The 15332-nt window shown below is 70.5% G+C and carries 12 protein-coding genes; 9 read left to right on the top strand and 3 right to left on the bottom strand.

Annotation, left to right across the window (positions count from 1 at the left end; translation table 11 throughout):
* The first annotated feature begins 35 nt into the window (after window positions 1-35).
* From D7V93_RS20135 to D7V93_RS20110, 7 genes are all read left to right on the top strand, one after another.
* Complete coding sequence (locus D7V93_RS20135) at window positions 36-929, top strand: undecaprenyl-diphosphate phosphatase (protein WP_120644964.1); 894 nt, start codon at window positions 36-38, stop codon at window positions 927-929.
* A 53-nt stretch (window positions 930-982) separates the two neighbouring features.
* Complete coding sequence (locus D7V93_RS20130) at window positions 983-1567, top strand: NUDIX hydrolase (protein WP_372338329.1); 585 nt, start codon at window positions 983-985, stop codon at window positions 1565-1567.
* A 101-nt stretch (window positions 1568-1668) separates the two neighbouring features.
* Complete coding sequence (locus D7V93_RS20125; RefSeq protein WP_244237396.1) at window positions 1669-2610, top strand: N5-glutamine methyltransferase family protein; 942 nt, start codon at window positions 1669-1671, stop codon at window positions 2608-2610.
* 45 nt (window positions 2611-2655) lie between these two features.
* A complete protein-coding gene (locus tag D7V93_RS20120; protein WP_244237395.1) occupies window positions 2656-3195 on the top strand; it encodes a DUF488 domain-containing protein in 540 nt (179 codons plus the stop codon).
* A gap of 86 nt (window positions 3196-3281) precedes the next feature.
* Window positions 3282-4055, top strand: a complete 774-nt coding sequence (locus D7V93_RS44465) for a hypothetical protein (protein WP_147451248.1) — start codon at window positions 3282-3284, stop codon at window positions 4053-4055.
* Between the two features lie 252 nt (window positions 4056-4307).
* Complete coding sequence (locus D7V93_RS20115; protein WP_244237394.1) at window positions 4308-4586, top strand: SH3 domain-containing protein; 279 nt, start codon at window positions 4308-4310, stop codon at window positions 4584-4586.
* A 117-nt stretch (window positions 4587-4703) separates the two neighbouring features.
* Window positions 4704-6122: a serine hydrolase domain-containing protein gene (locus D7V93_RS20110; RefSeq protein WP_120644962.1), complete on the top strand. Its 1419-nt coding sequence runs from the start codon at window positions 4704-4706 to the stop codon at window positions 6120-6122.
* On the opposite strand, the gene D7V93_RS46735 is transcribed toward D7V93_RS20110, so the two are convergent.
* From D7V93_RS46735 to D7V93_RS20090, 3 genes are all read right to left on the bottom strand, one after another.
* Window positions 6119-6586, bottom strand: a complete 468-nt coding sequence (locus D7V93_RS46735) for a hypothetical protein (protein ID WP_244237393.1) — start codon at window positions 6584-6586, stop codon at window positions 6119-6121. The genes D7V93_RS20110 and D7V93_RS46735 overlap by 4 nt on opposite strands.
* Window positions 6587-7406: 820 nt before the next feature.
* Window positions 7407-8879 carry an MBOAT family O-acyltransferase gene (locus D7V93_RS20095; protein WP_120644960.1) on the bottom strand — a complete coding sequence of 491 codons (1473 nt, stop codon included), beginning with the start codon at window positions 8877-8879 and terminating at the stop codon, window positions 7407-7409.
* Window positions 8880-8882: 3 nt separating this feature from the next.
* Window positions 8883-11621: a GDSL-type esterase/lipase family protein gene (locus D7V93_RS20090; protein ID WP_120644959.1), complete on the bottom strand. Its 2739-nt coding sequence runs from the start codon at window positions 11619-11621 to the stop codon at window positions 8883-8885.
* Between the two features lie 177 nt (window positions 11622-11798).
* Here D7V93_RS20090 and D7V93_RS20085 point away from each other — a divergent pair, with 177 nt between their 5' ends.
* Together D7V93_RS20085 and D7V93_RS46730 are read left to right on the top strand one after the other, a co-directional pair.
* Complete coding sequence (locus D7V93_RS20085; protein WP_120644958.1) at window positions 11799-12860, top strand: mannose-1-phosphate guanylyltransferase; 1062 nt, start codon at window positions 11799-11801, stop codon at window positions 12858-12860.
* Window positions 12861-13142: 282 nt separating this feature from the next.
* Window positions 13143-15332 (top strand): protein kinase domain-containing protein (locus D7V93_RS46730; RefSeq protein ID WP_244237392.1); only part of this gene is annotated, 2190 nt, incomplete at its 3' end.

Below are 15332 nucleotides of genomic sequence, written 5' to 3'. Positions count from 1 at the left end.
GGGGGGCAGGGCATATCCCTGGCGCACCGCCCCCTATGAGCCTCCTCGAAGCCATCGTCCTGGGTCTGGTCCAGGGTCTCACGGAGTTCCTGCCCATCAGCTCCACCGCGCACCTGCGCATCGCGCCGGAGCTGTTCGGCTGGGCCGACCCGGGGGCCGCGTACTCGGCCATCATCCAGTTGGGCACGGTGGCCGCGGTGCTCATCTACTTCCGCCGCGACATCGTTTCGTTGGTGGGCGCGTTCTTCAAGGGCCTGGCCCGCCGGGAGCCGTTCGGCACGCTGGAGTCGCGGCTCGCGTGGTTCGTGCTGGTGGGCACGCTGCCCATCGGCATCTGTGGGCTGGTGTTCAAGAAGCTCATCGAGACGCAGTTCCGGTCGCTGTACGTCATCGCGTTCAGCCTCATCGTGCTGGCGGTGGTGCTGTTCGTCGTGGAGAAGCGCGCGTCGCACGCGCGCACGGTGGCGGACATGACGTGGCGGGACGGCATCCTCATTGGCCTGTGGCAGGCGCTGGCGCTGGTGCCGGGCTCGTCGCGGTCGGGGACGACGCTCACGGGCGGCCTGTCGCTGGGACTCAAGCGCGAGGACGCGGCGCGCTACTCGTTCCTGCTGTCCATTCCGGCGACGACGCTGGCGGGCATCTTCGAGTTGAAGCATTTGTTGGAGGCGACGACGCGGCCGTCCACGGAGGCGCTGGTGGTGGGCACGCTGGTGGCGTTCGCGTCGGGCATGGGGGCCATCGCGTGGCTTTTGAACTTCCTGAAGCGCCGCACCACGCTGGTGTTCGTGGTGTACCGCATCGCGCTGGGCGTGCTGCTGCTGGGGCTGTTGCAGGCGAGCGTGCTCAAGCCCATGTCGGGCGTGGAGAACCTGTCGACGCCGGACGCGCCGACGAAGCCCCCGGTGGAGAAGCAGGTCACGGATTGAGGAAGGCGGAAGGCGTGCGCGTGGAGGGTCTGTTCCAGGCGTTGGAGGCAGGGATGAAGGCGCGGCCGCCTCGGCCGTTCGAGCTGCCCGGCCGGACGCTGCGCGAGGCGGCGGTGCTGCTGCCGCTGTTCGAGCGGGACGGCGTGCCCTACGTGGTCTTCACCCGGCGGCCCGCGCACCTGCGCACGCACGCGGGGCAGTACGCCTTCCCGGGCGGCGGCCAGGAGGCCCGGGACGTCACGCCGCTGGAGACCGCGCTGCGTGAGACGGAAGAGGAGCTGGGCATCGCGCGGGGCGGGGTGCGGGTGCTGGGCCAGCTGGACGAGACGCCGACGACGTCCGCGTACCGCATCCGGCCCTACGTGGGCGTGATTCCGGGGGACGGCAGGTACGTGCCGAATCCGACGGAGGTGGACCTGGTGCTGGAGGTGCCGCTCGTGCGGCTGATGGATCCGGCCATCGTCCGCGTGGAGCGCCACGCGTGGGAGGGGCTGGAGCACGACGTGCATTTCTACACGCACGGCGAGCACGTCATCTGGGGCGCCACGGCGCGCATCCTGCGCAACTTCCTGCTGCTCGTGGCCGAGGTGCCGGGCGTGCAGGCCCTGCTGGACGCTCCCCCGCCCTCCGGCATCTGAGCAGGTCGCCCGGCCCGGCCGGCAGCCCGGGCGGAGGGATGTCTTGTCGGGCGCTGACGCACGTCCAACATTGGAGGGACGGAAACCTTCAAGGGGGCGACTTGGACGGCGGGCACAAGGCGCGAGACGCCAGGGAAGCGGCGCTGGTCGCGCTGGGACATTCCCTGCGGGCCGAGGGCTACGCCTTCACGACGGTGACCCCGGAGACGCACCGGCGGGTGAACGCGCGTCCGGAGGCGAAGGTGGCCCGCTCGACGCGGGACGTGTTCGGGTGGAGCCGGCCGTTCGCTCGCGAGGTGTTGAGTCCGCGGCTGCGGGAGCTGTTGGAGCAGTCGGGGGAGCTGGAGCTCCGGGACGACGGGCTCCTGCGCAGCCGGGTGCGGTTCTCCAGCCTGGGGTCGGGGCTGTATGTCCATTCCGCGTGGCCCACGGTGGAGCAGGACGCGGTGTTCTTCGGGCCGGACACGTACCGGTTCTGTTCGCTGTTGCAGCGGGTGCCGGGCACGTTCCGGCGCGCGGTGGACCTGGGGTGTGGTTCCGGGGCCGGGGGCCTGTCGGTGGCGGGGCGGAGCACGGAGGTGGTGCTGTCCGACCTGAGCACGGAGGCGCTGGAGTTCGCGCGGGTCAACGCGGAGCTGAACGGCGCGCAGGCGGTCCAGGTGGTGCGCTCGGACCTGCTCCGGGACGTCTCCGGACGGTTTGATTTGATTGCCGCGAACCCGCCGTATCTGGCGGACACGGACGGGCGCACGTACCGCGACGGTGGGGGCACGTACGGCACGGACCTGTCGGTGCGCATCGTGCGGGAGAGCGTGGAGCGGTTGGAGCCGGGAGGGACGCTGGTCCTCTACACGGGTACGCCGGTGGTGGAGGGCGAGGATCTGCTGCGCACCGCGCTGGAGCCGGTGTGGCGGAGCGCGCCGCTCACGAACGTGTCCTACGAGGCGCTGGATCCGGACGTGTTCAGCGAGGAGCTGGAGAAGGAGCGCTACGCGGACGTGGAGCGCATCGCGCTGGTGGCGCTGGTGGCGCGGCGGGCCTGAGCACTGGCGATGGGGATGCCGAGGCGGGCGCGAGGATGGGGTGGCGTGCAGGTGTTCGCGCTGGGCCACTCCACGCGCACCGTCGAGGAACTGGTGGAGATGCTGTGGGCGAACGGCGTGCGGACGCTCGTGGACATCCGCACGGTGCCGCGCTCCCGCACGAACCCGCAGTTCAACGTGGACGTGCTCGGGAAGACGCTGATGCGGGCGGGGGTGGAGCACCTGCACCTGGCGGCGCTCGGCGGGCTGCGGCGCGCGCGCAAGGACTCGCCCAACGGAGCGTGGCGCAACGCGAGCTTCCGTGGCTACGCGGACTACATGCTGACGAAGGACTTCACGCAGGGCCTGGAGGCGCTGCGCGAGGTGGCGCTTCGTGGACCGGTGGCCCTGATGTGCGCGGAAGCGCTGCGCTGGCGCTGCCATCGGTCGCTGGTGGCGGATGCGCTCTGGGCAAGGGGTGTCCCGGTGATGCACATCACGAGCCCCACCCGGGTGGAGCCGCACCTGCTCACGGCCTTCGCGGAGCTGCGGGGCCGACAGGTGCTGTACCCGGCGCGCTCGGAGGAGCCCAGCGCACGAGATTGAGCACTGGGGCGCGATGCAGTGGCTCGTTTGCCGCCCTGGGTGAGGCAGGATGTCTCGCCGGGGTGTAAGGCGACGTGGAGGCTCCCGTGCGGCGTGCCATTCCGTTGGTGCTCATCACCGCATGGGCCTGTGCGAGCTCCAGGCTCTATTACCTGCGAACAGAGCTGCTCTATCTGGAGGGCGACCCCAACCTGGCGGTAGCCCCCGGGCCTTGGAAGCACCCTGACGTGCCAATCGTCCTCTCGGATGCCGCGATGGTTCCGGACGACCTGGTGCTTCCCGCCCTCAAGGCGTTGATGGCGTTGCCGGGCGCCGCGGATGCGTGTGACCCGAACTCGAAGCGACCACGCCGAGACGCTGCCGAGTATTGCGTCACCCTCTACAAGACGCCGCATGACTGGCGCGTCTCGTGGCCCATTCGAGGCTTCGTGGATGAACAAGGTGCTTGCTGGCCTGCGTATGGCGGTGTGGACGACGAGGATTTCGGGCGCGACATGCCCATCTTCGGATTCGCCCACAATCATCCCTGCGGAACGCCGGTCAGCAGTCGGGACCTGAAGGTATTTCCCGCGATGAAGTTGGAGCAGGGTGGTTGGGTTGTCGTGACCTATGGCGCTACTCCGAGTGGGCGACTGGTCAGGGACTCACGTGGCAAATTGGTTCCCGCATGGGGCTGGCTCGCGACGGGGCATCAGGATTCGCCTCGCTTCTACAAGTGGAACCCGGCGGGCCGGATGTTCAGGTGGATCGAAGAGCGTCGCGGTTGGGACGCCGTGTCGACCTGTCGGCCTGGCGCGCCACCCGGTCCCCTGAGTCCACGAGGCAGTCCTCCGGAATGCGAACCTGAGATGCAGTGGTAGAAGGTCCCTGTCTGCTCCGGGGAGGTGCCCATGCTGAAACCTCATCACCTGCTCCTCGCCGTTTCGCTCCTTCAGGACGGTGGAGTCGAGACGTCAGCGACCCCACCTGCCCAGACCGTCTTGCGCGCTTCTGCACCGCGGGTGGACGCGGGGACGTTGGATGCGGGAACTGGCAAGGCAGCTGTCGACGGTGGAATCGCCAGGAAGCCCATCATCGCGGAAGGGATCCAATGGCCCGAAGACCTTCAGCCGTTGGCGACCCTGGATGGACCCGCGGTTCTCGCCGCACATGCCGCGATGCAGCGGGTCCTCTCCGACTATCCCAAGGAGTACGCCAAGAGCTGCGCGTTCTCCGCCAGGGGGCTGGAGGTCATCGTTGGCGAAGAACGGGGGATGTACTTCGTCCGCGTCCGGCAGCGGCCTGACCGGTGCGGATGGGCTCCGGGGACCGTGCTCGGGTTCGACGAGTTCGAGCTGTACGCCGTGTCACCTGAAGGCAAGGTGCTGGCGCGCTATCCCTATCTCCCCTGAGTGTCCTTGGGGCGCTGGAGAAGGAGGCCTCCGCGGAAGAGACCTGCATCAATCGCGTGGTCGGGGGCTCCTAGATGAAGCTCACAGCCCATGACGGCGTGGGTGCCAGGAAACCCCATGCCCAACCCCTTGGAACCCTTCTCGGCCGGTGTCGTCCTTGCCCTGGGCCTGCTCACGGGCCGTCCCGCCGCCGCGCATGACTCGCTGCGGGAGCGGATTGATGCCTTCGTGCGCGCGGAGCAGCTGCGGCAGAACGTGCCCGGCCTCGCCGTGGGCGTGGTGAGTCATGGGCGGGTCGTGCTGGCGAAGGGGTATGGCTTCGCGAACCTGGAGCATCAGGTGCCCGTCGGGACGGACACCCTCTTCCAGGCCGGCTCCGTGGGGAAGATGTTCACCTCCATGGCGGTGATGCTCCAGGTGGAGGCGGGCCGGGTGTCGCTGTCCGACAGCATCACGAAGTACTTCCCCGATGCGCCCTCCACCTGGGCCCCCATCACGGTGCGCCACCTGCTGACGCACACGTCGGGCATCCAGGACCTGGAAGGACTGCTCGACGAGCGCAAGGACTACACGGACGAGGAGTTCGCCCGGTTCATCTACGCGCTGCCATTGGAATTCCCCGCGGGGCTGCGGTGGAGCTACAGCAACTCCGGCTACGTGCTCCTGGGCCTCCTCGTGAACCGGGTCGCGAACACCTTCTACGTCGACGTCCTGGACGAGCAGGTCTTCAAGCCCGCGCACATGAAGACGGCGCGCGGCATCAGCGAGGATGACGTGATTCCGAACCGAGCGGACGGCTACCGACTGTCCGGCGGCGTGGTGAAGAACCAGCGCTGGGTGTCGCCGTCGCTCAACACCACCGGGGATGGTTCGCTCTACTTCTCGCTGAAGGACATGTTGGCGTGGGATGCCGCCGTGGAGGAGCGGTCCCTCGTGAGCCGGAGCAGCTGGCGGGAGATCCTCTCGCCGGTGAAGCTCAACAGCGGGGCCTCGCAGCCGTATGGCTTCGGGTGGGAGCTGCTGGAGCGCAACGGCAAGCCGCTGCACCAGCACACCGGTGCGTGGCAGGGCTTCAGGACCGCGTACTCCCGCTTCCCTGGTGACGAGCTCTCCATCGTGGTGCTGGCGAACATCAACCGGGCAGACCCCACGGCCTTCGTGGAAGGCATCGCGGAGCTCGTCAATCCCGCGCTCGCGGAGCCCCCGCTCGCGCCCATTCCGGACCGGGAGCCGCAGGTCACCGCCCGGCTCACGACGCTGCTCGAACAGACCCGGGCCGGGACGTGGAATCCCGCGGAGTTCGCCTACGTCCCGTGGTGGTTCGTGAGCGAGGCCGGACCGCACTACCAGGCGATATTGCAGGGCCTGGGGCCGGCGGGCCCGCTGGTCCTGGCGAAGCGGGAAGTGGTGGGCGATGACCGCGTCTACACGTACCTGGTGCGGTTCGGATCCGTGACGTACCGCTACAGCGTGTCGCTCATCCCGGATGGCCGGGTGTCCGCCTTCAGCCTGGCCGAGAACCAGGCGCGTCTCTAGGGCTGGTAGGGATAACGCTCGAGCTTGCCTTCAGGTGACACCGCATAGAGCTCGAACCAGTCGGTCTCAAGGCCGGTGACACCGGAGCCGAAGCCAGGGCACCGGTCCACACGGCGGTTGATCCGCACGAAGTACCAGCCCGCCTCCTGGCCGATGACGACTTCCAGGGCCTTGGCGGAGAAAGCGCACTGACCCTCGGACTCCTTGGGAAAGCGCTTCAGCACTTCCTGCAATGCGGCCTGCGCGGCCTGGACTGCAGGACCTTCCAGGGTCGCAAGAGGCGGGAGGTCCTGTTTCGGCCAGGGGATGGACGCCTCCGGAGTGGAAGGGGCGCCTGCATCGGGGAGTCCGGTGCCCTGGGAAGCCGCTGGACTCGCGTCCGGTCTCCTGTTGCAGAGTGGCGTCCCCAGGAGGCCCGTCTCCACCAGCAACGATGCAATCAGCATGAACCGGGGATTCAGCATGAGGACTCCTGGATGGCCGTGAGGCTCTAGGGGTGAAGGGCCGCGGAGCAGTCCGGTAGAACTCCCTCGGGTCTGAACATGCTGGAAGGACGCGGTGTGCAGCGTGCCTGGAAGTTCCATTGCTTCCTACCGTCATCCCACCGGAAGACCTGACCCTCCTGATTCCACTTGTAGAACCGTGGCGCATCCCTGTGCCCGGTGGCGAGCCACCCCCACGCGGGAATCACCTGCCCTCGTTCGTCACGCGCGAGCCGCCCGCCGGGTGTCGTGCCATACGCGACCACCACCCACGCACCTTCCGACTTCGCCATCGGCCAGGTGCGCAGGTCCTGATTGCTTACGTCCGATGCGCACGGGTGGTTATGGGCATAACCAAGGACGGGAAGGTCGTTGCCGTAGTCCGCGTCATTGACTCCTCCAAAGGGAGGGTGACAGGAACCCGCCGACCTCACCGTATTCCGAACAGGCCAGGACACACGCCAGTCCGAGCGCGTCCGATAGATGGCGACGCAGTATTCGGAAGCTTCGGGGCGTGGGCGTCCCGTGCTCGCATCGCATGCATCGACCGCTCCTGGCAGCGCCAGCAAGGCGTGAAGCGTTGGGATGATCAGGTCGTCAGGAACGACGGAGGCATGGGTCAGGACCGCGGGGATCTCCGGCCAGGGGCCCGGAGCAACGGTCAGTCCCTCCAGGCCGTCCCGCCTGGGCAGTTCCGAAGAGGCGTAGTACCGGCGGGCTCCGGTACTGGCACACGCAACACCCAGGCATGCGATTCCGAGCCAGAGATGTCGCCGGACAAGCCCCATCCGGCGCAGCGTACTCAGAACTGCAGGTACACGTACGGCCGCGCTTCCAGGGTGGAGAGCTGACGGATGCCCAGGCCGATGAGCACCAGCACCACCGCCCTCGCGGGGGCCGGCAGCTTGAGGAACGCGAGCGCCGTCAGGTCGTAGACCTTCATCGGCAGGGTGTGCGCGACGATGGCCACCGCCAACATGGTCCACACCAGCGGGCCCACGTTCGCCAGCCCCGGGATGCCCGCCAGCATGCGCGCGTAGAACTCACCCGCGTGCGTCATGTCCGGCGCCCGGAACACCACGCGCGTCAACACCACCAGCGTGAACGTGGCCAGCATCCCCAACCCCACGCGCACTGGCCCCGGCTCCGGCTGCTTGCCCCGGAACCACCACCAGCACCGCACCGCGCACAACGCCACGCCGTGCACCGCGCCCCAGACGGCGAAGCGCCAGTCCGCCCCGTGCCACAGGCCTCCCAGCACCATCACCATCATCAGGTTGAACAACACCCTCGGCTTCGAACGCCGGTTGCCGCCCAGCGGGATGTACAGGTAGTCCCGCAGCCACGACGACAGGCTCATGTGCCAGCGGTTCCAGAACTCGAACAGGTTCTTCGCCAGGTACGGCCGCGCGAAGTTCTCCGGGAACCGGAAGCCGAACAGCGCCGCCACGCCAATGGCGATGTCCGAGTACCCCGAGAAGTCGTAGTACAGCTCCAACGTGTACGCGACCGCCGCCACCGCGCACTCCGCCGACGAGTACGCGTGCGGGCTGCCGAACACCGGATCCACGATGCCGCTGCCCAGCACGTCCGCGATGATCAGCTTCTTCACCAGCCCTACAGCAATGCGGAACATCGCCTTGCCGCCGTCATCCGGCGTCAGCGTGGGCACCTCGCGAAAGTGCGCCATCAGCTCCGACGCCCGCACGATGGGCCCACTCACCACGCGCGGGAAGAACAGCATGTAGAGCAGGTGCTCCACGAACGAGTGCCCGGAGCTCGCCTTCCCCCGGTACACGTCCACCGTGTAGCTGATGGACTGGAAGACGAAGAACGACAGCCCCACCGGCAACAGCAGGTGGAAGGGCTCCGGCCGGACCTCCACGCCCCATGGCCCCAACACCGCCAGCGCCGTCTTGCGCAACAGCTCCAGGTACTTGAAGCCCGCCAGCATCCCCAGGTTGGAGACGATGGACAGCACCACCAGCAGCTTGCGCACGCCCGGGCGGTCCGTGCGCCCCAGGCCCTTCACCAGCAGGTGGTCGACCGTCACGCCCGTCAGGAAGATGAGCAGCGGAAGCCCCGCGAGCAGCAGGGCCTTCAGCGTCACGTTCCCCTGCGCGACGAGCGTCGGCAGCTGCGTGAACCCCGTGTAGAGCACCAGGCTCGCCACGAGCAGCACCAGCATCCGCGGCCAGAAGTGCCGGTGCACCGCCCAGTAGAGCGCGAACACCGCGATGACGAAGATGACGTAGTGGAGGCTGTGGGACAGCACGGCTCAGGGCGCTCCCGCGGCGGAGGCCGTCGGCTCGCCGCCCTTCTTCGTGGACTCGTACGCCGCCATCAGGTCCTTCACGAACGCGTTCGCCAGCACCCCGTAGCCCGCCTGCGTCAGGTGCACTCCGTCCGCATGCCCCAGCGCCACCGGCTGCCGCTGCCAGCGCTGCATGGAGCGCTCGCCGCCCATGGCCGCTCGCGCGGACCAGTACGCGCACCCCGCGTCCTTCGCCACCTGCGGCAAGGTCGCCAGCACCTTCCCCAGCGACGGCGCCTCCGTCCACCGGCCGTCCGCGTCCTGCTGCAGCCGGTCCGTGGGCCCGATGAGCAGGCACTCCGCGCCCGTCGCCTTGCGCAGCCGTGACACCAGCGCCGCGTAGTCCTGGCGCAGCCCGCCCGCGTCCAGCTCCGGCAGCTCCGCCTCGTTGGTGCCGTACCAGAACACCAGCAGGTCCGGCCGCCGCGCCGTGAGCTGCGCGTCCAGCGCTGGCGCGTCCATGTCCCGCGCCGTGAAGGCCGTCGCCCCGGGCAACCCCAGCGCGTCGTACACCAGCCCCGGCGTGTCGTACTCCAGCGACGCGCCCAGCACCGTCGCGGACCCTCCACCCTCCGGCACCGTCACCTGCACCGTGTGCTCAGGGCCCGTCACCGGGAAGGAGCGGATGCGCACCGTGGGCTTCGTCAGCGGCTCGGGCGGCGGGGCCTCCGGGGCAATCACTTCCCCGTCCACGCGGATCTCCGGCGCCGCGGCGTCCGGCGCGTCCAGCGCGTACAGGTCCAGCCGGCCCGGCGTGTCCTTGCGGCCGTCACAGCCCTGGCAGAAGGAGATGCCCAGGCTCGCGCCGGGCGCTCCCACCGCGCGGATGCCGGTGAGCCCGAAGAGTCCTCCGGGCGCGGCGCCCTTCGCGTCCTCCACCGTCCACGGCCCCTCCAGCGTGCGCGACACGTGCGCCGCCTCCAGCCGGGGGGACGGCTTGCCCGCCGCGATGAAGCCCCGCCCCGCGTCGCCGAAGCGCTTCGTCAGCGCGTCGCGCACGGTGTCGGAGAAGAAGTGCGCCGCCGTGTGCGAGGCGCCCAACTGCGCGATGCCCACGCGCAGCTTCGCGCCGGACTCGCGACGGGCCAGCGCTTCGAACGTGTGCTGGAGCGCCGGGGTCGCGTTCTGCAGGCCCGACATGTCCGCGGCCGGGATGCGCGGCGGATGTGTACGCGCGAAGGCCCGCTGCAACGCCAGGTCGAACAGGTGGCCCAGGAGGTTGGAGCCGCGCACGCGCGGGTGCACCAGGTCCTCCAGCATCAGGCCCGACTCCAGCCACTTGAGCGCGGAGCCCTCGCCGCCCATCGCCGCCAGCGTGTCGTAGTACGCGCAGCCGCCCTGGCGCGCCTCCTCGCGGAACACCTCGGCCACCTCCGCCGAGTGCCGGCGCGTGACGAGCTCACCGCTCATCGTGCGCACGCCCGCGTCGATGGGCGACATCACCAGGCACGCCGCGTCCGGCACCGACGTGCGCACGCGCGACACCAGCTCCTTCATCTGCGAGCGCACCTCCTCCACCGTGGTGCGCTCGCGCGACAGGAAGAACGCCTCGTTGCCGCCCACCATCAACACCACCAGCGACGGCTTGCGGTGCCGCAGCTGCGCGCGGAAGGCCGCGGGCTGCGCGCGCAGGTACACCTCCGCCATGCCGCCCAAGAGGCCCACCGTGTCGTAGACGACGCCCGGCGTGCCCGACTCCAGCGAGACGCCGTGCAGCTCCGTCTTGCCGCTGGCCGTGAGCGTCAGCGTCTTCGCGCCCTCCGGCAGCTTCAGCCGGGCGAAGGCCGCCTCCGACTTGGGGCCGAACGCGCGCGTCTGGATGCGCTGCGTGGGCTTGCCGTCCACCGACACCTGCACCGAGCCGTTGGCCGGCTGGGCGAGGAAGAACAGCTCCGCCTCGCGCGAGCCCTCCACGGAGAAGCGCGCGCCCTGCGACGGTCCGCTGGTGGAGAAGGCCACGCCCGTCCAGCCCACGCGGTCCTTCGGCCAGTGCGTGTCCACCAGCCGCTCCATCTTCCAGCCGTCCGTGCTCGCGGTGCCCGCGCGCGTGGCGCGGCCGGCGCTCGCCAGCCGGTGGATGTAGAGGAAGCCCGGGCCGCCCGAACCGAAGCGCTCCTGGAGCCGGTCGCGCACCACGTCGGTGATGTAGTCGGAGGCAATCAGCGAATCGCCCAGGTGCACCACCCGCACCGGCGTGCGCCGCGCGTCCGAGCGCAAATCCCCCAGCGCGCGCATCAACGGCGCGAGGCCGTCCTCTTCACACGAGCCGTCCGCGCGCGCCTTGCGGCAGTTGAGCTCGATGTCCACGTGCTTCGCGCCCATGCGCTCGCGCAGCGCTTCCAGCTCCAGCGCGTTCGCAAGCGTAGGGGCGCTCAGCTCCTCCAGGCCGATGCCGGGCACCGCGGGGGCCTCGCCCACGTCCGGGCCGGCCTGCGGATCCGTGTCGGTGCCGGCGGTGTCCGCCTCCGCGAGCGCGGAGGGCGGGGCGTCGGGCGCCATCGTGTCGGCGGGGGGACGCGGAGCCTTCACGCCGCGCAGGGACGCCGGCACCGCCAGCGCCACCAGCTTGGGCCCGAGCGAACCTTCCTGGCGAAGGCTGGGGAGGGGGCGGAACTGCTCCGGCAGTGGGGCCAGCGACAACCCCACCGTCAGCAGCACGGTGAAGGCCAGCGTCCACCCGGTGGATGTGGGCTTGAGACTCAACGGTGGGGCATGAGACTGGCTTTTCGGGGGCGGGTCAAAACTCTGCCCACATCCGCGCGCCCCATCGCCTGTCGAGCAGCCGGCCGGCCCCCCTTCCTCCGACGGCGCGAAGCGCTATGGTGCGCCGCCGTTCGCGTCAGGTGTGGCCTGGCGCCCTCCAGGAGCTTGACCCCGCATATGGCCCTCTATCCCGTCATCATGGCCGGAGGCTCCGGCACCCGCTTCTGGCCGCTGTCCCGCCAGGCCCGTCCGAAGCAGTTCCTCCCGCTCGCATCCAAGCTGCCGCTGCTCACCGACACCGCGCTGCGCCTCAAGGGCCTGGCGCCGGTGAAGAACACCTTCATCGTGTGCGGCCCCGTGCACGCGAAGACGGCCGCGAAGCTCGTGAAGGGGCTGCCCAAGGGCAACCTCCTGGTGGAGCCCGTGGCGCGCAACACCGCGCCCGCCATCGCGCTCGCCGCCCTCCAGGTGGCCGCGCGCGACCCGAAGGGCATCCTCGCGGTGCTGCCGTCGGACCACCACGTCGCGGACGTGAAGGGCTTCCAGCGCACGCTCGCGGAGGCCGCGCGCATCGCCGAGGGCGGCCACATCGTCACGCTGGGCATCAAGCCCGCGCGCCCGGAGACGGGCTACGGCTACATCCAGGTCGGTGACGCGCTGGACGGCGGCGGCCGCCGCGTGAAGGCCTTCAAGGAGAAGCCCGACCTCAAGACGGCGCAGGAGTACGTCGCCGGCGGCGACTACCTGTGGAACGGCGGCATCTTCGTCTTCCGCGCGGACGTCATGCTGGAGGCGTTCCGGAAGCACATGCCGGAGATGCAGAAGGGCATCGACGCGCTCCAGAAGGCCGCGGGCAAGCGCACCTTCGCTGGCGTGCTCAAGCGCGTGTTCCCGAAGCTGCCCTCCATCTCCATCGACTACGGCGTGATGGAGAAGGCGGAGAACATCGCGGTGCTGGATGGCGACTTCGGCTGGTCCGACGTGGGCTCCTTCGCCGCCATCCCGGAAGTGCGCCCCGCGGACGCGCAGGGCAACGTCGTCTCGGGCGACGCGGTGCTCGTGGACTGCACGAACTGCGTGGTGTTGGGCGACAAGCGCACCCTCGCCGTGGTGGGGCTCCATGACGTCGTGGTGGTGGACTCCGGCGACGCCGTCCTCGTCGTCCCCAAGGACAAGAGCCAGGATGTCCGCAAGGTCGTCGAGGCGCTCAAGGCCAAGAAGCGCCTGAAGCTCCTGTAGGCTTCGTGTGGGTCAGGGGTCCACTGTGCCCCCTGTTTCCCCTCACACATTTCTACCCGGGGCCGCCTGTCGTTTCTACAGGGGGCCCCGGGCCGTTTCGGGGAGTTCCCGGCACCTTCGGGCGCTTGGAGTGTCCGGTGGTGGACGGGAAGGGCCCCCGGGCACGGGGCGCGGAGGTTGCAAGCCCAACCCGCGTCCGCCCCATCCAGGGGGTGGCAGGCGAGGATGTCGATGGGCTGCAAGCGCTGCGTCGTGGACCACCTGAACGGGGAAGCCTGCCCCGTGGCATCGCCGTCGGTGGCCGGGGATTCGCTGGAGGGCCAGCGCCACGGGCCGCTCTTGCTCAAGCGCCGGCTGGAGACGGGCGCGGTGGCGTCGGTGTACCTGGCGGAGTACGTGCCCACGGGGCACCGCTTCGCGGTGAAGGTGCTGCACGCGCACCTGGCGGACCGGCCGGCGGTGCGCGCGCGGTTCATCTCGGAGGCGCTCGCCCAGCGCAACGTCGTGCACCGCCACGTGGCGCGCGTGCTGGACGTGCGCCCCGGTCCCCACGGCCTGCCCTGCGTGTTGATGGAGGCGCCGGAGGGGGAGTCGCTGAGCGCGATGCCCCTGCCGCTGTCTCCCGCGGAGGCGGGTGAGGTGCTGGACCAGGCGCTCGCGGGGCTGGAAGCGGCGCACGCGCGGGGGCTCGTGCACGGGGACCTCACGCTGGACTCGCTGCTCCTCACGCGCGACGCGAAGGGCGCGCGGCGGGTGCAGGTGCGCGACTTCGGCGCGAGCGCGGTGCGGGCCGCGGCGCTGACGTCCGAGGAGCGCGCGCAGGGTGTGTCGGTGGGCTCGCCCACGTTCATGGCGCCCGAGCAGTGCGCGGGGGTCTCCGGTGGGCCTCGCGCGGATGTGCACTCGCTGGGCGTGGCGGGCTACCTGCTCGTCACCGGGCGGCTGCCGTTCGGGCTGGGGCGGTCCGCGGACGTGGTGCTGTACCCGCCGCACGCCATCAACGCGAGCGTGCCTCCCGCGCTGTCCTCGGTGCTGCTGCGCGCGCTGGCCGCGCGTCCCGAGGAGCGCTTCGACAACGCGCGGGCCTTCCGCGTCGCGCTCGCGGAGGCGCTGGGCACGGAGGTTGGCGTGCGGGATGCGTCGGCGGACGCGCGCGAGGACGCCTCGACGGCACTCGTAGCGGAGCGTGACGCGGTGGACGACATTGAAATCGTGGAGGACGTGCCCGAGTGGGGCGCTTCCGCCACGTCCATGGAGGATGCGGCGCTGCGCGCGGCGGACGGCGGGACCTCCACGGCCCACGCGGGCGAGGTGGCCATGCGCGCGGAGGTGGCCGCGTTCTGGTCCTCGGCCGTGGCGCTGCTGGGGCCCGCCGAGCGGGAGGCGTCTCCCGCCAGCACGGGCGCGGCGCCCGCGGCTCCGGCGCACGCGACCTCCACGCTGGGGTCCGCGGCCATTCCGTTCATGCACCTGGCGCCCGCCGTGGAGGCTGCTCCGGCGCCGTTGATGGACGCCCTGTCGCGCAACACGGTGCCCATCGCGCTGGTGGACCGGGTGGCGGACGCTTCTCCCTCGCCCTCCTCGCCGGTGGACACGGCGGCGCCCCTGGAGGCCTCCGCGCCCCGCACGGACGCGCCGTCTGACCTGCGCGTGCGCCTGGGGCTGACGCCGGGCCAGGTGCTCCAGCCGGTGTCCGTGAGCGACGTCGCCCCCGAGGGCCTCTTCGCCGAGTGCCAGGGCACGCTGCCGCCGCTCGCCGCGCGCCTCCCGGTCGAGGTGTCCTTCCGCGGGGAGACGGCCCTGGGCGCCTGCGACGTCGTCCGCCACGTCACTTTCGACGAGGCGCGCACCTGGGACGTGCCCGCCGGCGTCTTCGTCCACTTCTCCGACGAGTACCCCGCCCTGAACCGGCTGCTCACGCGCGCGCTCGAAGAGGGCTCGGAGCCCGAGCCCGACGCGGAGCTGGCCCGGCTGCTGGCCCGCGCGGAGACCGTGGCCCGCGACCCCTACACCCTGCTGGGCGCGAAGCCCGACGCGGACTTCGCCGACGTGCACCGCCGCGCCCAGGCCGCGCTGCGCCGCCTGGTCGCCTTCCAGGGCCGCGCGCTCCCCACGTCCCAGCGGCAGGCGCTCGACGCCCTGCGGGTCCGTGTGCTGGCCGCGCAGCGCATGCTCGGCGAGCCGCTGTCCCGCGTGGGCTACGACGCCACCCGGGGCAACGTCGCGGGGCTCGCCCGGTGCGTCGCGGCAGGGGTGCCGGAGCCGACGATGGAGGCCCTTCGCAGCGCCTTCCTCGCCGCGCGCCCGGAGGTGGAATTGAAGGCCCGCGCCCTCTTCACCCAGGGACACGCCCTGGAGACCCAGCGGGCGGTGCCGGCGGCGCTGGAGTGCTACGCCGAGGCCCTGAAGCTGGACCCGCTGAACACGTCGTGGCTGAAGCACTACCAGTCCCTGCGCCGGCAGGTGCCGGTG

It is taken from the genome of Corallococcus llansteffanensis, from assembly GCF_003612055.1.
In the GTDB taxonomy this organism is placed as follows: Bacteria; Myxococcota; Myxococcia; order Myxococcales; family Myxococcaceae; genus Corallococcus; species Corallococcus llansteffanensis.
This window is presented reverse-complemented; position numbering and strand designations above follow the sequence as displayed.